Annotated in this window: 18 protein-coding genes; 15 read left to right on the forward strand and 3 right to left on the reverse strand. The window is 63.4% G+C overall.

Annotated elements, in window-relative coordinates:
* The first annotated feature begins 135 nt into the window (after positions 1-135).
* From fliF to C2L64_RS17475, 15 genes are all read left to right on the forward strand, one after another.
* The gene (gene fliF, locus C2L64_RS17400) at positions 136-1917 is read left to right on the forward strand and encodes a flagellar basal-body MS-ring/collar protein FliF (protein ID WP_007577107.1); all 1782 of its coding nucleotides are present in this window, start codon (positions 136-138) and stop codon (positions 1915-1917) included.
* Positions 1907-2902, forward strand: coding sequence for a flagellar motor switch protein FliG (gene fliG, locus C2L64_RS17405; RefSeq protein WP_007577105.1), 996 nt, complete (start codon positions 1907-1909; stop codon positions 2900-2902). The genes fliF and fliG overlap by 11 nt, the downstream gene beginning before the upstream one ends.
* A complete protein-coding gene (fliH, locus tag C2L64_RS17410; RefSeq protein WP_090838447.1) occupies positions 2889-3569 on the forward strand; it encodes a flagellar assembly protein FliH in 681 nt (226 codons plus the stop codon). Before fliG ends, fliH begins: the two co-directional genes overlap by 14 nt.
* Positions 3563-5218, forward strand: a complete 1656-nt coding sequence (fliI, locus tag C2L64_RS17415; RefSeq protein WP_090838445.1) for a flagellar protein export ATPase FliI — start codon at positions 3563-3565, stop codon at positions 5216-5218. The genes fliH and fliI overlap by 7 nt, the downstream gene beginning before the upstream one ends.
* An 18-nt stretch (positions 5219-5236) precedes the next feature.
* Complete coding sequence (gene fliJ / locus C2L64_RS17420; RefSeq protein ID WP_035991516.1) at positions 5237-5686, forward strand: flagellar export protein FliJ; 450 nt, start codon at positions 5237-5239, stop codon at positions 5684-5686.
* 65 nt (positions 5687-5751) lie between these two features.
* Positions 5752-7266, forward strand: coding sequence for a flagellar hook-length control protein FliK (locus C2L64_RS17425; RefSeq protein WP_090838443.1), 1515 nt, complete (start codon positions 5752-5754; stop codon positions 7264-7266).
* A gap of 593 nt (positions 7267-7859) precedes the next feature.
* Positions 7860-8363 carry a flagellar basal body-associated protein FliL gene (gene fliL, locus C2L64_RS17435; protein WP_090838442.1) on the forward strand — a complete coding sequence of 168 codons (504 nt, stop codon included), beginning with the start codon at positions 7860-7862 and terminating at the stop codon, positions 8361-8363.
* 65 nt (positions 8364-8428) lie between these two features.
* A complete protein-coding gene (gene fliM, locus C2L64_RS17440) occupies positions 8429-9427 on the forward strand; it encodes a flagellar motor switch protein FliM (RefSeq protein ID WP_042315511.1) in 999 nt (332 codons plus the stop codon).
* Positions 9420-9884 carry a flagellar motor switch protein FliN gene (gene fliN, locus C2L64_RS17445; RefSeq protein WP_039899729.1) on the forward strand — a complete coding sequence of 155 codons (465 nt, stop codon included), beginning with the start codon at positions 9420-9422 and terminating at the stop codon, positions 9882-9884. Before fliM ends, fliN begins: the two co-directional genes overlap by 8 nt.
* Positions 9881-10501, forward strand: a complete 621-nt coding sequence (fliO, locus tag C2L64_RS17450; RefSeq protein ID WP_090838440.1) for a flagellar biosynthetic protein FliO — start codon at positions 9881-9883, stop codon at positions 10499-10501. Before fliN ends, fliO begins: the two co-directional genes overlap by 4 nt.
* Positions 10502-10587: 86 nt before the next feature.
* Positions 10588-11358, forward strand: a complete 771-nt coding sequence (fliP, locus tag C2L64_RS17455) for a flagellar type III secretion system pore protein FliP (RefSeq protein WP_090838438.1) — start codon at positions 10588-10590, stop codon at positions 11356-11358.
* A gap of 22 nt (positions 11359-11380) precedes the next feature.
* Entirely contained in the window at positions 11381-11650 is a 270-nt protein-coding gene (gene fliQ / locus C2L64_RS17460; protein ID WP_007577083.1) for a flagellar biosynthesis protein FliQ, read from the forward strand.
* A 31-nt stretch (positions 11651-11681) separates the two neighbouring features.
* Positions 11682-12464, forward strand: a complete 783-nt coding sequence (gene fliR / locus C2L64_RS17465) for a flagellar biosynthetic protein FliR (protein ID WP_007577081.1) — start codon at positions 11682-11684, stop codon at positions 12462-12464.
* Between the two features lie 951 nt (positions 12465-13415).
* Positions 13416-14468, forward strand: a complete 1053-nt coding sequence (locus tag C2L64_RS17470; protein WP_103153688.1) for an IS110 family RNA-guided transposase — start codon at positions 13416-13418, stop codon at positions 14466-14468.
* A 482-nt stretch (positions 14469-14950) separates the two neighbouring features.
* The gene (locus C2L64_RS17475; RefSeq protein ID WP_167449584.1) at positions 14951-16156 is read left to right on the forward strand and encodes an IS110 family RNA-guided transposase; all 1206 of its coding nucleotides are present in this window, start codon (positions 14951-14953) and stop codon (positions 16154-16156) included.
* Positions 16157-16305: 149 nt separating this feature from the next.
* On the opposite strand, the gene flgL is transcribed toward C2L64_RS17475, so the two are convergent.
* The 3 genes from flgL to tnpC all read right to left on the reverse strand — a co-directional run bounded on the left by flgL (position 16306) and on the right by tnpC (position 21828).
* Positions 16306-17526, reverse strand: a complete 1221-nt coding sequence (gene flgL / locus C2L64_RS17480; RefSeq protein WP_079498721.1) for a flagellar hook-associated protein FlgL — start codon at positions 17524-17526, stop codon at positions 16306-16308.
* A 14-nt stretch (positions 17527-17540) separates the two neighbouring features.
* A complete protein-coding gene (flgK, locus tag C2L64_RS17485) occupies positions 17541-19514 on the reverse strand; it encodes a flagellar hook-associated protein FlgK (RefSeq protein WP_007577077.1) in 1974 nt (657 codons plus the stop codon).
* 895 nt (positions 19515-20409) lie between these two features.
* Positions 20410-21828, reverse strand: a complete 1419-nt coding sequence (gene tnpC / locus C2L64_RS17490; RefSeq protein WP_103153710.1) for an IS66 family transposase — start codon at positions 21826-21828, stop codon at positions 20410-20412.
* Positions 21829-21894 lie beyond the last annotated feature (66 nt).

Consider the following 21894-nt stretch of genomic DNA (forward strand, 5'->3'; position numbering starts at 1 on the left):
GGGAAACCCCCCGCTATTCGGCGCATCGGGTTGCTTACCCATGCGGATAATCCCTAGCGTGAAAGTCTCTGTCGGCAGGCAAGGTAAGGCGCCGTAAGCCGCAGAACGCAAAAGCATTCCGGAGAAACCCGACGCATGGATTCGTCAGCCAACTCTTTGATCAACCCCGACGCCCGCATGGGCCTCGCCGGCGCGCAGCCGGGCACAGCGGGAGCAGCAGGCGGCGCTGCAGGCCTCGACCTTGGCGGCACGGGCGGTGGTTTCGCCACGCGCTTCCCGGGCCTTCCGACGTCGCTGTCGCAGATGCGCGGCAACCCGCGCGCGCCGCTGATCTTCGCCGTCGCGTTGCTGGTCGCCGTGGTCGCGGGGCTGATCCTCTGGTCGCGCGCACCCGACTACAGGGTGCTGTATAGCAATGTCTCCGATCAGGACGGCGGCGCAATCGTTGCCGCGCTCCAGCAGGCGAACGTGCCGTACAAGTTTTCCGATGCGGGCGGCGCGATTCTGATCCCCGCCGACCAGGTGCATGAAATGCGCCTGCGCCTCGCGTCGCAGGGTCTGCCGAAAAGCGGCTCGGTCGGCTTCGAACTGATGGACAACCAGAAGTTCGGCATCAGCCAGTTCGCCGAGCAGATCAACTATCAGCGCGCGCTCGAAGGCGAGCTGCAGCGCACGATCGAATCCATCTCGACGGTCAAGTCGGCACGCGTCCATCTGGCGATTCCGAAGCCGACCGTGTTCGTGCGCGACCGCGAAGCGCCGTCGGCATCCGTGATGGTCAACCTGTATCCGGGCCGCATGCTCGACGAAGGCCAGGTCGTGGCGATCACGCATATGGTCGCCTCCGCCGTGCCCGACCTGCCCGTGCGCAACGTGACGATCATCGACCAGGACGGCAACCTGCTCACGCAGGCGGGCGTCAGCGGCAGCGGCCTCGACGCGACACAGCTCAAATATGTGCAGCAGATCGAGCGCAACACGCAGCAGCGCATCGACGCGATCCTTGGACCGATGTTCGGCGCCGGCAACGCGCATTCGTCGGTCAGCGCGGACATCGATTTCTCCCGGCACGAGTCGACCTCGGAGCGCTACGCCCCGAACAACGACCCGCAGCAGGCCGCCATCCGCAGCCAGCAGACCAGCACCGCGACGGAAATGTCGCAGGGCGGCGCCTCGGGCGTGCCGGGCGCGCTGTCGAACCAGCCGCCGCAGCCGGCGTCCGCGCCCATCGTCGCCAGCGCGAATGGCGCCAGCGGCGTGACGACGACGCCGATCAGCGACCACAAGGACTCGACCACCAACTACGAGCTGAGCAAGACCGTGAGCCACACGGAGCAGGGGATTGGCGGCATCAAGCGTCTGTCGGTGGCCGTGGTGGTGAACTACATGCGCGTCGTCGATGCGAAGGGCCACGCGACGATGCAGCCGGTTCCCGCCGACAAGCTCGCGCAGGTCAAGCTGCTGGTCAGCGACGCGATGGGCTACGACAAGGCACGCGGCGACTCGGTCAACGTGGAGACCAGCGCGTTCACGCAGGTCGTCGATCCGGATGCCGACCTGCCGTGGTGGCGCACCAAGGACATGATCGCGATGTACAAGCAGATCGCGACGTACGTGGGCATCGGCGCAGTCGCCCTGTTCCTCTACTTCGTGATGGTCAAGCCGGCGCTGCGCCGCGCGTTCCCGCCGCCGGAGCCCGCTGTCGCCGCGCTGATGTCGCCGGACGAGCCGGTGCTCGACGGCCTGCCGAGCGCAGCCGCCATCGCCGCCGAAGAGGAAGTCGAAGGATCGCTGGTCTCGCTGGAAAGCGACAAGGCCAAATATGAGCGGAACCTCGAATACGCGCGTCAGATCGCGCGTCAGGATCCGAAGATCGTTGCAACCGTCGTGAAGAGCTGGGTGTCCGATGAGCACTGAAGGCGTATTGAAGAGCGCGCTCCTGCTGATGTCGATCGGCGAGGAAGAGGCGGCTCAGGTATTCAAGTTTCTGGGGCCGCGTGAGGTCCAGAAGATCGGTGTCGCGATGGCGTCGCTGAAGAACATCACCCGCGAGCAGATCGACGAGGTACTGCACGAGTTCGTCTCCGAGGCGGACAAGCACACTGCCCTCTCGCTCGATTCGAGCGACTACATCCGCTCGGTGCTGACCAAGGCGCTCGGCGACGACAAGGCCGGCGCGATCATCGACCGTATCCTGCAAGGCAGCGATACGAGCGGCATCGAAGGCCTGAAGTGGATGGATTCGGCGGCCGTCGCGGAACTCATCAAGAACGAGCATCCGCAGATCATCGCGACGATCCTCGTGCACCTGGACCGCGATCAGGCGTCGGAAATCGTCGCGTGCTTCACGGAGCGCCTGCGCAACGACGTGCTGCTGCGCATCGCGACGCTCGACGGCATTCAGCCCGCCGCGCTGCGCGAACTCGACGACGTGCTGACGGGCCTGCTCTCGGGCAGCGACAACCTGAAGCGCAGCCCGATGGGCGGCATCCGCACGGCGGCGGAAATTCTCAACTTCCTGCCGGGCAATCACGAAGAGTCGGTCATCGACAACGTCCGCCAGTACGACGCGGAACTCGCGCAGAAGATCATCGACCAGATGTTCGTGTTCGACAACCTGCTCGACCTGGAAGACCGCGGGATCCAGCTGCTGCTGAAGGAAGTCGAGTCGGAAACGCTGATCATCTCGCTGAAGGGCGCGCAACCCGCGCTGCGCCAGAAGTTCCTGTCGAACATGTCGCAGCGTGCAGCCGAGCTGCTCGCGGAAGACCTCGACGCACGCGGTCCGGTCCGCGTATCGGAAGTGGAAACGCAGCAGCGCAAGATCCTCCAGGTCGTGCGCAATCTCGCCGAGTCGGGAGCAATCGTGATCGGCGGCAAGGCGGAAGATGCATATGTCTGACCACGATCCCGTGCGCAAGGAAAGCCTCTCGGCCTACCAGCGCTGGGAGATGGCCTCGTTCGACCCGGTGCCCGAGCCGGAACCCGAGGTCGACGACGACGGCGCGTTCGAAGCCGAACTGCAACGCCTGCGCGACACCGCGCATGCGCAGGGTGTCGCGTCCGGCCATGTGGCCGGCCAGGCGCTCGGCTATCAGGCCGGCTACGAACAGGGCCGCGCGCAAGGCTTCGAGCAGGGGCAGGCGGAAGCGCACTCGGAAGCCGCGCAGCTTGCCGCGCTCGCCGAGACGTTCAAAGCCGCGCTCGACAACGTGCAGCACGAATTGTCCGAAACGATCGTCGCGCTCGCGCTCGACATCGCGCAACAAGTGGTTCGCCAGCATGTCCAGCACGATCCGACGGCGCTGCTTGCCGCCGCGCGTGAGGTGATGGCGACGGAACCGGCGCTGGTCGGCGCGCCGGCTCTGATCGTGAGTCCTGCCGATCTGCCCGTCGTCGAAGCGTATCTGCTGGAAGAACTGCAGACGCGCGGCTGGAACGTGCGCACCGACCCCGCGATCGAACGCGGCGGCTGCCGCGCGGTCTCCACCACGGGTGAAGTGGACGCCGGCATCGGCACGCGCTGGGAGCGCGTGACGGCTGCGCTCGGCAAGGCAAGCACATGGTAAAGCCGACCATCGAAGACATTCAGCACAGCGACCTCACGCCGCTCGAGCGCGAGCTGGCGCTGGCGTCGTTCGGTGCGGAAGCGCTCACCGTCGCGCAGATGGAAGAGTCGCTCGCCGCGTTGGAATCCGCGATTTCTGACGCGCATTCGGCGGGCCAATCCCGCGATGAAACGCACGACGACGCAAACGGCAACGCCAGCGGCGCACATCCCGCTGCCGCGCCCGCGAGCCGCGAATCGGCGGCTGCGCAAAAGCGCGCGCCTGATCCCGCACTCGCATCCAATCCGCATCTGCAGGCGTGGCGCAATCGTTTGAATGGCCTGCGCGAGCGCAACCAGATAGCGCGCCCACTGCGCGCCTGCGGCCGTCTGACGCGCGCCGCCGGTCTGGTGCTCGAAGCCGTCGGCCTGCGCCTGGCCGTTGGTTCGGAAGTGATGATCGAACTGCCGCCCGGCAGCACGCGCACGATGGCGGAAGCCGAAGTGGTCGGCTTTCACGGCGACAAACTGTTTCTGATGCCGACCACGGAAGTCGCTGGTCTGTTGCCCGGCGCGCGTGTCTACCCGCTGGAAGTGGCGCCTATCGCCGATCCGATGGCGGGCGCGAAGCGTCTGCCCGTCGGCTGGGAACTGCTCGGCCGCGTGGTCGATGCATCGGGCAAACCGCTCGATGGCTTCGGCCCGCTCAACTCGCGCAACGACGCGCCGCTCACGGCACCGACCATCAACCCGCTGCATCGCGAGCCGATTCACAAGGTGCTCGACGTCGGCGTGCGCGCAATCAACGCGCTGCTCACCGTCGGACGCGGCCAGCGCATGGGTCTGTTCGCCGGTTCGGGCGTCGGTAAATCGGTGCTGCTCGGCACGATGGCGCGCTACACCAGCGCCGAAGTGATCGTGATCGGTCTGATCGGCGAACGTGGCCGCGAAGTGAAGGAATTCATCGAGCAGATTCTCGGCGAGGAAGGTCTCGCGCGCTCCGTCGTCGTGGCCGCGCCCGCCGACGTGTCGCCGCTGCTGCGGATGCAGGCCGCCGCCTACACGACCTCGCTCGCCGAGTATTTCCGCGATCAGGGCAAGCACGTTCTGTTGCTGATGGACTCGCTCACGCGTTACGCGATGGCGCAGCGCGAGATCGCGCTGGCGATCGGCGAGCCTCCCGCGACCAAGGGCTATCCGCCGTCCGTGTTTGCGAAGCTGCCCGCGCTCGTCGAGCGTACGGGCAACGGCCCGGAAGGTGGCGGTTCGATTACAGCGTTCTACACAGTGCTGACGGAAGGCGACGACCAGCAGGACCCGATCGCCGACTCGGCGCGCGCGATTCTCGACGGCCATATCGTGCTGTCGCGCGCGCTCGCCGAAGCGGGTCACTACCCTGCCATCGACATCGAAGCGTCGATCAGCCGCGCGATGACCTCGCTCATCAGCGACGCGCATCTCGATCGCACGCGCCAGTTCAAGCAGATGCTGTCGCGCTACCAGCGCAACCGCGATCTGATCAACGTCGGCGCGTATTCGTCGGGCCGCGACACCGTGCTCGACAAGGCCATCGCGCTGTATCCGCGGATGGAAGCGTTCCTGCAGCAAGGTTTTCGCGAGAGCGCCGGCTTCGACGCCAGCATCGCGCACCTCGATTCGCTGTTCGGCTAGCAAGCCAGGAGAGACTGAATGAGCAAGCACTTTCCGATCAAGACGCTGATTGGCCTCGCGCAGGATGACGTCGATGCCGCCGCGCGCAAGCTGGGCCGCGTGCAGCGCGAGCGCAACGAAGTCGAAGCGCAACTGACCGCGCTCATCGAATACCGCGACGAGTATCACCGCCGTTTCACGGAAACCGCCAAGGCGGGCATGCCCGCCGGCAACATGCGCAACTTTCAGGCGTTCATCGACACGCTCGATGCCGCCATCGAACAGCAGCGTGGCTTGCTGGCGACGGCGACGGCGCGTGTCGAAGCGGCCAAGCCCGAATGGCAGCACAGCAAGCAGAAGCTCGGTTCTTACGAAGTACTGGAAGCACGCGGCATCGCCGCCGAAGCAAAAGTCGCGGCGCGCCGCGAGCAACGGGACGCCGACGAGTTCGGCGCACGAATTCTCCGGATGCGCGCAGAAGGCGCATGAAGACGCCTCACGCCGCGAAGCGCTGCGGCGCGCAACGGGACTGACACGACCACACGAGATCCAGCATGTCGCCTCTTTCACTGATCAACTCGCTGCTCGGCTCGACGAGCGGCACATCGGGCAGCAGCGCGTCGAACGGCGTGCACGCCAGCACGCTGCCGTTCTCGACGACGCTGCAGCAAAGCATCGCCGCGCAGAACCAGGTTGCCGCGCCGTCGCCTGCTCCCGCGCCGGCACCCACGCCGACGCCGGCGCCGTCCGCATCGAATGGCTCCAGCGTGCACGACGTGCCGCCCGCCGATAACAGCTCGAAGGACAGTAGCGCCGCCGACAGCTCGAACGACACCGACAGCACCAAGTCCACGAGCCAGAGCGACAACACGCAGCAAAGCGGCGCGTCGAACGGTGCAGACGGCACGAATGGCGCGACCGGCAAGGACAAGACCGACACGGCCTCGAAGCCGGACGACGGTGCGCCGACCAAGGGCGCCGCAGCCGCAGAGACGGCAGCAGCCGCAGCGGCCGCAGCCGCCGCTGTACAAGCTCAGGCACAGGCGAGCGGTGCGGCCGATGCAGCGAATGCGGCAACGGCCGACGCACAGCCGTCGGCACCCGCTTCGCCCCCCGTCGCCGGCAACACGACGACGCCCGTGATCCAGACACCGTCGAAGAAGATCGCATCGCTCGATCCGAAAGCGACTCAAGACGCATTGCAGGCCGCCTTCGCCGCGATGGCGAACGGCCAGGGCGCAACACCTGCGACGGGCGTGAGCGCATCCGCCGGCTCGGGTACGTCGGCCACGGGCGACGCGACGCTCGGCGGCGCTGGTGCAGGCGCCGCCAAGGGCCTGACGCTCGGCGACTTGCGCAACATGAAGGGCGACGCGATGGCGAACGGTACGAACGCCACGGCCGCTACGACACCGGCCGCTGCAGCCGCCGCGCAGCCGAGCCCTGCCGAGACGCTTGCCGCTGCCAGCGCGAGCGTCTCGCAGGCGAGCGCCGTGCCCGCCGCGAATACCGACACGAGCGCCGCGCTCGCCGCGACCCAGGCCGCATCGGCGGCAGCGGCTGCGAGCGCAACGACGACGGTGACGCAGGGTTCCAACCCGGCAACGGCCGCGATGGCGAACGCGATCGCGCCGCAAGTCGGCGCGCACGATTGGGAAGACGCGTTCAGCCAGAAGGTCGTGTTCCTCACCAACGCGCATCAGCAGACCGCGGAACTCACGCTCAATCCGCGCGACCTCGGCCCGCTACAGGTCGTCCTCCAGGTTGCCGATAACCATGCACATGCCCTTTTTGTTTCGCAGCATCAGCAGGTGCGGGAGGCGGTCGAAGCCGCGCTGCCGAAACTGCGCGAAGCAATGGAGCAAGGCGGCATCGGCTTGGGCAGCGCCAGCGTCAGCGACGGCTTTGCCCGCCAGAGCAGCCAGCAGGGCCAGGAGCAGAGCGGCGGCGCTCGCGGCGGCCGCGGCAACGGCCGTGGCGATGCGGGCATCGACGTCGCGGATAGCGGCGCTACGACGGTGAGCATGCCTGTGCGACGCACGGTTGGGTTGGTGGACACGTTCGCGTGACGTTATGCGGTTTGCAGTTTGCTGTTGCGCTGGCATCCGCGTGATGTTGTCGTTGTTCATGCGTTGCCCCTGTGCGGGGCGGCAGTCACTTTCTTTGCCGCCGCAAAGAAAGTAACCAAAGAAAGCGGCTCACACCGAGCCGCTTGACCATCGCCAGGGAACGGGAACGGCCCAAGCTGCGGCAAACTGTGTGTAGGTTTTCTCGCCTTGAGCGCGAGCACTTCGGACCAGGTCCGGAGTGCTCGCGTGTGTGGCACGACAGCCTACACACAGTTTGCCGCAAATGGGGCGCTGGAAGCTCCGGAGCAACGGTCAAGCGGCTCGGTGTGAGCTGCTTTCTTTTGCCTACTTTTCTTTGCAGCAGCAAAGAAAAGTAGGTGCCGCCCCGCACAGGGGCAACGCATGAAAAACGACAACATCACGCGGATGCCCGCGCAGCGAAAAAACCGCAGGACGCCTGCGCAGCAAAAAAACAAAACCACCCCCGGGCAGGCAAACACACGAGCTAACCCTGAATATCCCTTCTTTTCGACCCATCGCAGCAGCGTCGGACACCTGAAAATTCAACCTACAGCATTGAGGCAATCAATTCCATGGCAACCACGACCGCAAACCAGCAAGCCAACGCGAAGCCCTCCTCTCCGGGCCTCGTCAAGCGCATTTTGGTGATCCTGCTGATCGTACTGGTCGCGGCAGGCGCAGCCGGCGGCGCCACCTGGTTCTTCATGTCGAAGCGCGCGCCCGCCGCCGCGACGGCAGCAGCGCCGGCGCCCGCGCCTGCACCCATCTTCTTTCCGCTCGAATCGATGACGGTGAACCTGCAGTCCGACGACGGCCAGCAGCACTATCTGCGTATCGGTCTGACGCTGAAGCTGACCGACCAGAAGGTGCAGGAACATTTGACCGAACACATGCCCGAAGTCCGCAGCCGCGTGCTGCTCGCGCTGTCGAACAAGCATCCCGAGGAACTCGCGACGCTCGACGGCAAGAAAGCACTCGCCACGGAACTCGAAAAGCTGATCGAAGAGCCGACCGAGCCCAACGGTCAACCCGTGCACGTCTCCGACGTGCTGTTCACCGAATTCGTCGTCCAGTAACGGCGCCTTGTGCCGACTGATTTGATCTTCCACCGCGCCATTGAAGGGACGTACGAGGAATAGGAATGGGCCACGAAGAGTTCATGTCCCAGGAGGAGGTCGATGCCCTCCTGAAGGGCGTCACCGGCGAGTCTGACTCGCAATCCGATCAGGGCGATCGGTCCGGCGTCCGCCCCTACAACATTGCGACGCAGGAACGCATCGTTCGCGGCCGGATGCCCGGCCTCGAAATCATCAACGACCGGTTCGCGCGTCTGTTGCGCGTCGGCATATTCAACTTCATGCGGCGCACGGCGGAAATTTCCGTCGGCCCGGTGAAGGTGCAGAAGTACAGCGAGTTCACGCGCAACCTGCCGATCCCGACGAACCTGAACCTCGTCCACGTGAAGCCTCTGCGCGGCACGTCGCTGTTCGTGTTCGATCCGAACCTCGTGTTCTTCGTGGTCGACAACCTGTTCGGCGGCGACGGGCGTTTCCATACGCGCGTCGAAGGCCGCGACTTCACGCAGACCGAGCAGCGCATCATCAGCAAGCTGCTCGGCCTCGTGTTCGAGCACTACACGACGGCATGGAAGAGCGTGCGGCCGATGCAGTTCGAATACGTGCGCTCGGAAATGCACACGCAGTTCGCCAACGTCGCGACCCCGAACGAAATCGTGATCGTCACGCAGTTCTCGATCGAATTCGGGCCGACGGGCGGCACGCTGCATATCTGCATGCCGTACTCGATGATTGAGCCTATCCGCGACGTGCTGTCCTCGCCGATCCAGGGCGAAGCACTCGAAGTGGACCGCCGCTGGGTGCGCGTGCTGTCGCAGCAGGTGCAGGCAGCCGAAGTGGAGCTGACGGCGGATCTCGCGCAGGTTCCCGTGACGTTCCAGGACATTCTCAACATGAAGGCGGGCGACGTGCTGCCCATCAACATTCCCGAGCACATCACGGCGAAGGTCGACGGCGTGCCGGTGATGGAATGCGGCTACGGAATTTTCAATGGTCAATACGCGTTGCGCGTGCAGAAGATGATCAGCGCAGCGGAACAGATGAAGGAAGCGGGATATGACTGAGTTGAACTCGACACCCGATATGGACATGCCGGAAGAGTCGAAGGTGAATGATCCGTTGCCCGGCGCGGGCGCCGAAGAAGCGGCCCTCGACGATTGGGCGAGCGCGCTCGCCGAGCAGAACGACAACACGTCGGTCAGCGCAACCACGGCTGGCGTGTTCCAGCCGCTGTCGAAGGTCGAGCCGTCCACGACGCGCAACGACATCGACATGATTCTGGACATTCCCGTTCAGATGACGGTCGAGCTGGGCCGCACGAAGATCGCGATCCGCAACCTGCTGCAACTCGCGCAGGGTTCCGTCGTCGAGCTGGATGGTCTCGCGGGCGAGCCGATGGACGTGCTCGTCAACGGCTGCCTGATCGCGCAAGGCGAAGTGGTGGTCGTGAACGACAAGTTCGGTATTCGCCTGACCGACATCATCACGCCGTCCGAGCGTATCCGGAAGCTGAACCGATGAAACACGCAGTAACCCGGGCCGCGTCCCACGGGAGCGGCATGCCGCTGCCGCGCCGCGCCCGTTTCATGTCGACGGTTGTCGTGGCTGGGCTCATGCTCTGCGCCAGCGCTTGCAATCTCGCCCACGCCGCCGACATGAATGCCGTCAACAACGCCGCGCAGATCGCCTCGAGCGTCGGTGCGGGAACGGCGGTGCCGTCGCTTGGTGTCGGCGCCGTGTTGCAGACGATCGTAGGTCTCGCTGTCGTGATCGGCCTCGTGTTCGGCTTCGCATGGCTCGCGCGCCGCTTCGGCCTGCAACCGGGCCAGCGCGGCGGGATCGTGAAGACGATCGGCGGCACGTCGCTCGGCGGCAAGGAACGCGTGGCCGTCGTCGAGATCGGCGATACATGGCTCGTGCTCGGCGCTGCGCCCGGCAATGTGCGCCTGTTGCATACGATGCCTGCCGGCTCGGCGTCGGGCGCATCCCTTCCCACCGGCACGCCTTTTTCAGTGCCCGGCGCATCCAATCCCGGCGGCCCGGTCCAGTTGAGCGGCACCTTCGGACAACGCTTTCGCGACGCGCTCAAAAACGAAGCGGCCAAACGTTTCCAGCGACGCGCGAGCGGAGAACAGTAATGCAGCACGACCGATCTGACGCGCGGCGCAGCTGCGCTGTGACTTCCCACGTCCTTACCCAGCCTTCCTCGCAGGCTTCCGCTTCGATGAAAAAGCGCATCCTGAAGGGCGCTGCGCTGATTGCGCCGCTCGCCGTGCCCGCGCTGCTGTTCGCGCTGCCGACGCTGTCGCACGCTCAGGCCAACGGTCTGCCCGCCTTCAACACGAGCCCCGGCCCGAACGGCGGCACGACGTACTCGCTGAGCGTGCAGACGATGCTGCTGCTCACGATGCTGTCGTTCCTGCCCGCGATGGTGTTGATGATGACGAGCTTCACGCGCATCATCATCGTGCTGTCGCTGCTGCGTCAGGCGATCGGCACGCCGACCACGCCGCCCAACCAGGTGATGGTCGGTCTTGCGCTGTTTCTCACGCTGTTCGTGATGACGCCGGTGCTCGACAAGGCCTACACCGATGGCTACAAGCCCTTCTCCGAAGGCACGATCCAGATGGACGAAGCAGTGAAGCGCGGCGTCGCGCCGTTCAAGTCGTTCATGCTGAAGCAGACCCGCGAGAGCGATCTCGCGCTGTTCGCGCGCATCTCGCACGCCGCGCCGATGCAGGGTCCGGAAGACGTGCCGCTGTCGCTGCTGGTGCCGTCGTTCGTGACGAGCGAGCTGAAGACGGGTTTTCAGATTGGCTTCACCGTGTTCATTCCGTTCGTGATTATCGACATGGTGGTGGCGAGCGTGCTGATGTCGATGGGCATGATGATGATTTCGCCCGCGACCATTTCGCTGCCGTTCAAGCTGATGCTGTTCGTGCTGGTCGATGGCTGGCAGTTGATCATCGGCTCGCTTGCACAGAGCTTCGTCTGAATTCCGCAGGGAGAATCACGCCATGACGCCGGAAACCGTCACCACGCTCGCGCACGAAGCGATGTACATTGCGTTGCTGCTGGCTGCGCCGCCGCTTTTCGTGGGGCTCGTTGTCGGTCTCATCGTGAGCCTGTTTCAGGCAGCGACGCAGATCAACGAAGCGACGCTGTCGTTCATTCCGAAGCTGTTCGCGATCGCCGTGACGCTGGTGCTGATCGGTCCGTGGATGCTCGCGAAGATGCTCGATTACATGCGCCACATGTTCACCAGCATTCCGACGCTCGCCAACTGAGCGCCCTTCTCTTTCCTTCTTTCGACGCGCGATGTTCTCCGTCACCTACGAACAGCTGAACGTCTGGCTGACCGCGTTCCTGTGGCCGTTCGTGCGGATTCTTGCGCTGATGGCGACGGCGCCCGCGTTCGGCGACAAGTCGTTGCCGACTCGCGTGAAGGTCGCTCTCGCGGGTTTCATTACGCTGATCGTTGCGCCGACTATCGGTGCGTTGCCGCAGGTTACTGTGTTTTCCGCGCAGGGCGTGTGGATCATCGTCAACCAGTTTTTGATCGGTGCGGCGCTTGGTTTTACGATGCAGCTCGTGTTTGGTGCGATTCAGGCCGCCGGCGACATTATGGGCATGAGCATGGGGCTCGGGTTCGCGACGTTCTTCGATCCGCATGCTGCGGGGGCGACGGATGTCATGTCGCGCTACATGAATATGCTCGCGATTTTGACTTTTCTCGCGTTTGATGGGCATTTGCAGGTTATCTCTGCGTTGATTCAGACGTTTCAGGCACTGCCTGTGTCGGCGAATGTGCTTGGGGCTAATGGATGGCGAGTAATCGCCGGGTGGGGGAGCACTGTGATCAGTGCAGCGCTGCTGCTGTCTCTGCCGATTGTCACTGCGCTGCTTATCACTAATCTTGCGCTCGGGATTCTTAATCGGGCTGCGCCGCAGATTGGGGTGTTTCAGGTTGGGTTGCCTGTCACCGTTATTACTGGGTTGCTGCTCATTCAGTTGATGTTGCCCAATATGATGCCCTTCTTTGCTCGGTTGTTTGAGAGTGGGATTGAGCAGATGGGGCGGGTCGCGGCTGGGTTAAGGTGAGGTTTTTGCTGCGCAAGCCTTGATGTGGTTTTTTTGCCTTTTCGCGGGCATCCGCGTTTTGGCGTTTGTGTTTTCGCTGGCATCCGCGCTTTGCCGTCGTGCTTCAAGCGTTGCCCCTGTGCGGGGCGGCACCTACTTTTCTTTGCCGCCGCAAAGAAAAGTAGGCAAAAGAAAGCGGCTCACACCGCCAATCCTTGTTCCTGCCTGAGGGACCCCAACCGGTCCCTTACTTCTCGCGGCAACTTCTCGATTCAAGTTCGTTGCCAGCGCTCTTGCAGTGCGCCTCACCCGCTTCGCGCTCCCGCGTTTCAGCATGCCTTGCCAGATAGTCCACCGCCGCCCAGGTGGCAAACTGTGTGTCGGCCCCTTGTGCTCCACACGCCTCACTTCGGACCGATAGCGCACGCGTTCCACCCTGTAAGAGCGCCAGGCTATACGCCGCGACAACCTACGCACAGTTTGCCACCTGGGCGGCACAAACCATTCGCTGCCGCTAGCCCATGCACGGGTACTCGAAGTGGGTGAGGCGCTCATTCGGAGCGTTGGCAACATGCGCTGAACAGAGACGCCGCCGTGTGAAGCGTGGGACCGGTTGGGGGCCCTCAGGCAAGGACAGGAATTAGCGGTGTTAGCCGCTTTCTTTTGCCTACTTTTCTTTGCGGCGGCAAAGAAAAGTAGGTGCCGCCCCGCACAGGGGCGACGCTTGAACGACAAACACCGTAGCGCGGATGCCAGCGAAAACACAAGCAAACCACACCGCTTGCGCAGCAAACACCGCCCCGTTACTATCTTCATTCCTCGACAATCGAGGATTTGGCCAGCTAGGCCCGGCATGATTCTCGCCCCCAGTCGCAGTCATGATCCGAATTAGTAAGGACTTTCCCGATCTCGTGGCATAGCGATATGTCAGGATGGTTGGTGCTAGGCAACCCATCTGAGAAGGGGAAAGTCATGGACAAGATTACTCGTATCGGCGTGGATCTGGCCAAGAACCTGATTCAGGTACACGGCGTGGACAGCATGGAACGCGTGGTGGTCAGGAAAGCCATCTCACGACAGAAGTTTCTCGAGTGGTTTGCCAACCTCGCGCCGTGCCTGGTCGCAATGGAAGCGTGCAGCGCAGCCCACTACTGGGCGCGCAAGCTGCGCGCGCTCGGCCACGAAGTCCGCCTGATCGCGCCGCAGTTCGCCGCGCCATACCGCAAGGGCGGCAAGCACGTGAAGAACGACAGGCTGGATGCTGAGGCCATCTGCGAGGCCGCGGGCCGGCCGCATATGCGCTTCGTGGCCGTCAAAACGGCAGACCAGCAAAACGTGCTGGTGCTGCACCGGATGCGGGACGGTTTCGTTGAGGAGCGCACCGCGCTCGTCAACCGGCTGCGCGGTGAGCTGGTCGAGTTCGGCGCATTCCTGCCGCAAGGCATCGACGCATTTCGTGCCCACTTCGTCGAGGCACTGGAGGACGGGGCTACTGAACTGAACGGTGTCGCGCGCACTGCCCTGCTGCGAGGCTGGGAGCACCTGCAGGCCCTCGACCGGCAAATCGCCTGGTGCGACGCGCAAGTCGCCACGCACGTGAAGCACGACAGCAACGCGCAGCGCGTCATGGCGGTCATCGGCATCGGACCGCTCACCGCGTCGGCCGCGGTGGCCACCGTCGGCGACGCTCACCTGTTCAACAACGGCCGGCAATTTGCCGCCTGGGTCGGCACGGTGCCCAAACAGAAGAGCAGCGGCGGCAAGACCCGGCTGGGCCGCATCACGAAGCAGGGCAACACGTATCTGCGCACGCTGCTGTTCCAGGGCGCGCGCGCCGCGGTAACGAGCGCCCATCGACGAACCGACCGGCTCTCGCGCTGGATCGTTCAGCTCCAGGCACGCGTGGGCTGGTATCGAACACTGGTGGCCGTCGCCAACAAGCACGCGCGCATCCTGTGGGCGATTCTGGCCAAGGGCGAGCGCTTCGATCCCTCGCATGTCTCAACACCGCGCCGGCCACTGTAGGACAACAGCATGAACAGGTAAATTCGCAGCGTCACCTAAAAGCGTGACTTCGTAACCCAGGACGCAAAGGCAAGGATAGCGACAGGTCAGACCGGCAGCGGGCGAACTCGAACACCCCCCAGGCGCTACATCGCATGTATTCGCCGTGATCCGGATGGAGTCCTGCTGCGCGGTTACTATCCGGGCCCGGGCACACGCAACGATAGTGCTCAACAAGGCCGCTTATAGGTGTGCAGTCTGTCTCGCCGCTGAATGCCGAATGTGTCTCCGATGACATGGGAGTCGAATGGATGGATGGATAAATCAACCCCAGCTTGCAAAAAGGGAAAGTCCTTATAGGGGGGTGTTGTCACCGGGCCTGGTGGGTGGCTGGTGATCGCTAATAGGGGCTCGGCCAGGATATCTTGAGGCCGTCCGTAACGTGGATGCCGAGACTTGCCACCGATGTTGCAGGCCAAACCGTTCAACCTGCAAAGCCTTCGATGCAAGAAAACCAACAACATAGCTCTGTCGATGTATTCGTCGGCGTCGATGTCGGCAAAGGCCACCATCACGCCGTCGCCCTCGATCGGCGCGGAAAGCGCCTTTACAACAAGGCGCTGCCCAACGATGAGGCCAAGCTGCGCGCCCTCATTACCGAACTCAAGACGCACGGCCAGCTCCTGTTCGTCGTCGATCAACCCGCCACCATCGGCGCGTTGCCCGTGGCAGTCGCCCGTGATGAAGGTGTTCTGGTCGCATATCTACCGGGTCTGGCTATGCGCCGCATCGCCGACCTGCACGCCGGTGAAGCCAAGACTGATGCTCGCGATGCCGCCATCATCGCTGAAGCCGCGCGCTCAATGCCGCATACGCTGCGCTCACTTCGGCTGGCTGACGAACCACTCGCCGAACTCACCATGCTGTGCGGCTTCGACGACGATCTGGCGGCCCAGATCACGCAGACCAGCAACCGCATTCGAGGTCTGCTCACCCAGATCCATCCGGCGCTGGAAAGGGTCCTGGGGCCGCGCCTCGACCATCCGGCCGTGCTCGATCTGCTTGAGCGATACCCGTCACCCGCCGAGCTCGCCTCAGCCAGCGAGAAAACACTCGCCAACCGCCTCACCAAACTCGCGCCTCGCATGGGCAAGAGCCTGGCTGCCGACATCGTCCAGGCGCTCAGCGAACAGGCTGTGATCGTGCCCGGTACTCAGGCCGCAACCATCGTCATGCCGCGTCTTGCCCAGCAACTCGCATCCTTGCGCAAGCAACGCGAGGAGGTTGCCAGCGAAGTTGAACGTCTGGTGCACGCACACCCTCTTTGGCCGGTCCTGACCAGCATGCCGGGAGTCGGCGTCAGGACCGCCGCCAGACTCCTCACTGAAGTCGCTCACAAAGCCTTCGCATCGGCTGCGCATCTCGCCGCCTACGCCGGCCTCGCCCCGGTGACCCGACGCTCGGGCTCGTCGATCCGTGGCGAACACCCGTCCAGACGGGGCAACAAGGTACTCAAGAGAGCGCTCTTCCTCTCGGCCTTTGCTGCCCTGCGAGACCCGATCTCAAGGGACTATTACGCGCGCAAGGTCCAGCAGGGCAAGCGCCACAATCAGGCGCTCATCGCTCTCGCTCGACGACGCTGCGACGTGCTGTTCGCCATGCTGCGCGACGGCACCCTCTACCAACCAAAATCCGCCCCTACCGCTTGACGAATCACATAGGGGCACCCCCCCGGATGCCAGCGAAAACACAAACAAACCACCCCGCGTCGCAAGACAAAAAAAAACGCCCAACCCTATTCAAAGAGCCAGGCGTCTCACACCTACAAAAGCAAAAACAAAAATGAACAACGAAAAAATCAATTCCCGATGTAATCAAACAACGACAACTTCTGAATCATCGAAAAACCCTGCTGCGCAGCCTGCAGCGAAAACTGGGTCATCGTGTACTTACTGATCACCGACGTCAGATCAGTCTGCGTCAGATCCGCAAGATTGCTCGTGGTCTGCAGTGAGTTCGTCTGCGTCACCGTCTGCAGCGCCTCGACTTCCTGCTCGCGACCGCCAACCGACGTCTGGATCGACGTCACGTTGTTCATCGTGTTGTGCAACTGCGTCAGCGCCGTGCCCAGCGCGTTCGTCAGGTTCGCCTGGCCGCCCGTGCCCGAGACGGGCGTTTGCAGCGCGGCAATCACGCTATCGAGGTTCGCGAACACGTCCTTGTTCGACTGCGCCGCGGGCGTCACCGAAAACGCATCACCCGCATTGGGCGCGCCGGAAATCGTCACGTTCTGGCCGCCGCCGCCAAGCGAAATCGCCTGGCCAGCCGTGAAAGTCTGCGGCGCGCTCGTCGTCGACGTGGTCGCGTCGGTGATCGTGTACGTCGTCGCGGACGTGAAGTTGATCGTGTACTGATGCTGGTTCGTCGGGTCAGTCGGATTGGTCACCGACACGTTGCCGATCGTGCCCGTGCCCGTGTTGGCCGAATTGCCCGCCGTCACGGCCGCGCTGCCCGCCGGCGAGATGCTCAGGAACACCGCCTGGCCCGTGTCGCCGATCGCGATGTTACGGGTGCCCGTCACCTGCACGTTCTGCACGCCGCTGTCGCCGTTGTACTGAACAGCGCCGCTCGCGTTGATCGAGAACGGCGGTGTCGCTGCCTGATAGCCGGCGTACAGATAGTTGCCCGAGCCGTCGGTGCCGTTCGCAAGACCCATCAGCTGATTGCGCAAGCCCTGCAGCTGCGTTGCGATCGCGCCGCGGTCGCCGTCGTTGAGCGAGCCGTCGCCCGCGCGCACGAGCTGCGTGCTGATCGACGTCAGCACGTTGTTGATGCTGGAGAGCGAGCCGTCCTCGGATTGCAGCGCAGCGAGCGCGGTGTTCTGGTTGTCGGCGTACTGCGACAGCGTCGCGCCCTGCATGCTGAGCTGCACGGCCTGCGCCGCGCCGACCGGGTTGTCCGACGGCGTCGCGAGACTCACGCCGCTCGAGAGTTGCTGATACAGCGACGCGAGCGTGGATTGCTGATCGTCCATCGTCTGGACGTTCATGCCGAAGTATTGACTGGTAGAGATGCGCATATGCGTTCAACGCCTCACTGGAAAATGCCGAGGATCGTCTGGAACAGCGTCTGGGCCGTCTGGATGACCTTGCTGTTCGCCTGATACAACTGCTGGTATTGCAGCAGGTTCGCCGCTTCCTCGTTGATGTTCACGCCGGAAATCGCCTGCTGCGAGGTCGTGATCTGCGTCACGAGTGCCGTCTGCGATTTGCTCGACGCCTGGATCTGGTTCGTCTGGTTGCCGATGTCGTTCACGTAGTTCGCGTACGAGTCGGTCAGTGTGAGCGTACCGTTGCCCATCGACTTCGTCGTCACGAGATTCGAGATCGACTGCGCGTTGCGGCCGTCCTTGCCGCCCGCCGGGTTCGGCGCGATCGTGAAGGTGTCGCCGTTCGCGGGCGTGCCCGTGATCTGCAGCGACACGTTGTTGATCGTGCTGCCCGTGATCGTCATCGACGCGCCCATGGCCGGGTTGTACGGCACATTGGGCGTCGCTGCCGTGATGTTGTACGAGGTCGGCGGCGTGCCACCGATGGTCACGGTCGAGCCGACCGGGAAGCCGGAGATCGATCCCGTCGTCGAGTCGTAGGTCAGCGTGGTGGTCGTGCTGGGCAACGTGTAGCCCGACGACACCGTGCCCTGCGTCACCGACGACGTGCCCGTATTCGATGTGCCCTTCGACACCAGAACGGGCGACGAAGCCGCGATGGCCGCACCGTCGCTCGTCGTCAGCCCGAAGCCGTTCAGCGCGCCGCGCGTCGGCTCGACGGTAAACGAATCGCCGGCGTTCATCGTGCCCGTCAGCGAGAACTGCATGCCGCCGATCGGGTTGGTCAGGTTGGCCGCCTGGCCGACGACCTGGCCCGTATCGCGATTGGTCAGGGTGTAGTTCGAGCCGTCGTACGACAGCGTGTAGTCGCCCGATACGGGCTGCGACGGATTGGACAACGAAGCGCCCAGCGTCGCGCCGCCCGTGTTCTTCAGGTTCGCAAAGATGGTCGGATTGCCGACCGTGAACAGCGCGCCGCCCTTGTTGCCGTTCAGGTCGATACCGAGCGAATTCTGCGCGTTGACCTGCGCGGCGAAGCTCGTCGCGATCGCGCCGAGTTGCGCTTCGGCGGGATCGAGTGTCTGACTGCGGAACGTCATCAGCCCACCGATCTGCCCTCCCAGCTGGGCGCTGTCGGGCAGGATTTGCGGCGTCGTCGTTCCGGCCTGGCTCGCAAGACCTGCGTAGGCAACGGCCGTTTCCGTCGGGTCCGACGGCGATGTGACGGTTGTGAGATTGAAGCTCTTGTCGGCGACGACGAGCGGCTGGCCGTTGCCCATGAACACGCTGTAGCCGCTATCGCCTTGCACGACTTGCACGCCGACGAGTTGCGACAGGTTCGACACGGCGAGGTCGCGCTGGTCGAGCAACTGGTTGGGCGGCTGGCCTTGTGCGCTCAGCGACTGGATCTGCGAATTCAGTTGCGCAATTTGCGCGCTGTACGTGTTGATCTGCTTGACCGTGTCGCCGATCTGCGTGTTGACGCTGGTGCGCAGCTGGTCGTACTGATCGCCTGCTGCGTTGATCTGGTCCGCCAACGATTGCGCGCTGCTGATGGCGCTTTGGCGCATCGCGGGATTCGACGCATCGTTCGCGACGTTCTGCATGCCGGTGAAGTACGACGTGATCGCGCTCGAAATGCCCGAGGTCGGATTGCCGACCATGTTGTTGAGCTGCGCGATCAGGTTGTAGTACGTGTTGAGCGAACCGGACTGCGACTGCGCGTTGTTCAGCTCGGTCGTGAGGTACTGGCTGTACTGGCGCTGGATGGTCGTGGTCGACACGCCGCTGCCGAGATAGCCGGAGCCCGTGTACTGTCCGCTCGATTCCGAGTAGACGGGACGCTCGACGGAATAGCCGGGCGTCGCCTGATTGGAGATGTTCTGACCCGTAGTCGTCAGGCCCCATTGGGCTGCGTTGAGTCCACTAAGGCCGATGCTAAAAAGGTTACTCGACATGCGTCATCCTGAAAGACGGCGTAAGGGGCGGTGTGTGTGGCACCGCCAGGTTGACCGAACAATTTGTATATCGGCCTCCCGGCGGGAAGATTGAGGGCGGGAATGGTTTTTTTGCGCGAAGCGCACGTGGTTTTGTTGCGCGAAGCGCTGGATGGGGTTTGGTTTTGTCTTCGACGTTGGGGTTTGGGTTTTGCCTCGGCGAGGCGGGGTTCGCTGAGCATGCGGTTTGGGTTTTTTGTCGTTGCTATGGCTTACGCGTTTTGCCTTCGTGGCGCGGGCGGTTTGGTTGCTCTGGCGTTTGCGCTGGCATCCGCGAGTTGTTATCTAGCTTCATGCGTTGCCCCTGTGCGGGGCGGCACCTACTTTTCTTTGCCGCCGCAAAGAAAAGTAGGCAAAAGAAAGCGGCTAACACCGTCAGTTCTAGTTCTTGCCTGAGGGCCCCCAAACGGTCCCGCGCTTCTCACGGCACCACACTCGTTCACGCGCGTTGCCAACGCATGGAACAAGCGCATCACCCGCTTCAGACACTCGCACAAGGGCCAGCGGCAGCGAATGGTATGTGCCGCCCAGGTGGCAAACTGTGTGTAGGTTGTCGCGTCGTATAGCTTGGCGCTCTTACATGGTGGAACGCGTGCGTTATCGGTCCGAAGTGAGGCGTGTGTAGCGCTACGGCCTACACGCAGTTTGCCACCTGGGCGGCGGGGGAATATCCGGCGCGGCATGCTGCAGCGCGGGTAAGTGAAGCGGGTGAGGCGCTCATTTAGAGCGCTGGCAACGAACGTGGGTCACGTGATTGCCGTGTGAAGCGTAAGAACCTTTGAGGGCCCTCAGGCAAGAAGAAATGTTGGCGGTGTGAGCCGCTTTCTTTTGCCTACTTTTCTTTGCGGCGGCGTAACTATTCAGCGGTAACCAGAGGCGAAACGACGAATCCGGCAAAGCCCAATGCCAGCGCATCGATCAGCGAACGGTTCTGCTTGCGTAAGGTGGCAAGGTAGGAGCGGATTGTGCAGAACGCCTCCATGCCCGATTCCGAGCGGAAGCACCCGGAGATCTTCTGTTTGAGTTTGGGCATGCGGATATCGCGTTCGGCCTGGTTGTTGTCGAACGGTACGCGGTGATCGGTAATGAAACGCCACACCTCATCGGCATATTTGTGAAGCCGTGTGAGCAGGTTGCAGGTAAAGCTTTGCCTGATCCTGCCGCGGCGTTCCTGGCGCCCGGGCTCACGTGCCTGCTGCGGATTGAGCTTGCGCGCCTGTGCGATCAGGACGCGGCTGCGCCGTGCGTAATAGCGTTGGCGCGCCTGGCTCAGCGCGGTGTTTCCTGACGCCCGACTGAGGTCGACCTCGCGCTTTGCCTGGCAAAGCAGATCAATCATCTGCTGGGCCCAAGGTTGCTGCGTGGACTCCTGGACGAACACCAGTTCGCGCAGATGATGAGCATTGCACAGCGCGTGCTCACACTCATAGCCGGCATATGGCCGCCAGCCGTCATGGACCGCGATTCCCGTAAAGCCGGGAAGAATGCCGAAGCTGTCCAGCGCCTCGCTGCCGCGCTTGCGGTGCGCGCCATACCAGCTCAACGCGTGCGTCGAGGCGACATGCAGCCAGTGGGACTCGCGCCCCACGCGCATACAGCTCTCATCGAAATGCACTACGGGTTGCCCGCGTAGCGCCTGCTCGATCTGTTCGACCGCCGGCGCCAGTATCTGCGCGGCCTGATCAATGCTGTGCTGGACGGTTCCCGTACCCACATGCAGACCAAACAGGTCTTTTAACGCCTGGGCGGTACGCGCAACCGGCAACTGCTGGTATTGCGTCAGATAGACGGCCGCGGCGCGAATCTGGGGGCCGTACTGAACCGCCTGGCTCACGCCCTTGGGAAATGCGCCCGAGTGATGTTTGCCGCAGCGGCACTGCGCGATCTGCACGCGATGCTCGGTCACCTCAAAGCGCGTGGGCGGCAGATCGATCACCTGACGGCCTTCGGGCAACACGGTGACGCTGGCTGCCGCGATCAGCCTCCTACATGCATCGCACACCCGCGTCACCGGGTGAATCTCGATGTGATCGGGTTGCGCGACGCGTTTGAGCGTCTTGCCCTTGTGCCCCGGTTGCGCGCCAGGCCTGGCGCCGCTCGTGCCGCGCAATGACTTCGGCTTGCGTCTTGGACCATCGCTTGACGGCGGCTTGCTGGAGTTATGACTGTCCTTCTCAAGCTTTGCCTCAAGCTCGTTCAGACGCCTCACCAGATCAACGATGAGTGCGTCCTTCTGCTCCGGTGTCAGGTCCTTGATGTCGGGCATCTTCGTCATGTCCCTCACTATGCATAGCCTGGTAGCAGTTTACAAGCGCTGAATAGTTACGCGGCGGCAAAGAAA

It is taken from the genome of Paraburkholderia hospita (assembly GCF_002902965.1).
In the GTDB taxonomy this organism is placed as follows: Bacteria; Pseudomonadota; Gammaproteobacteria; order Burkholderiales; family Burkholderiaceae; genus Paraburkholderia; species Paraburkholderia hospita.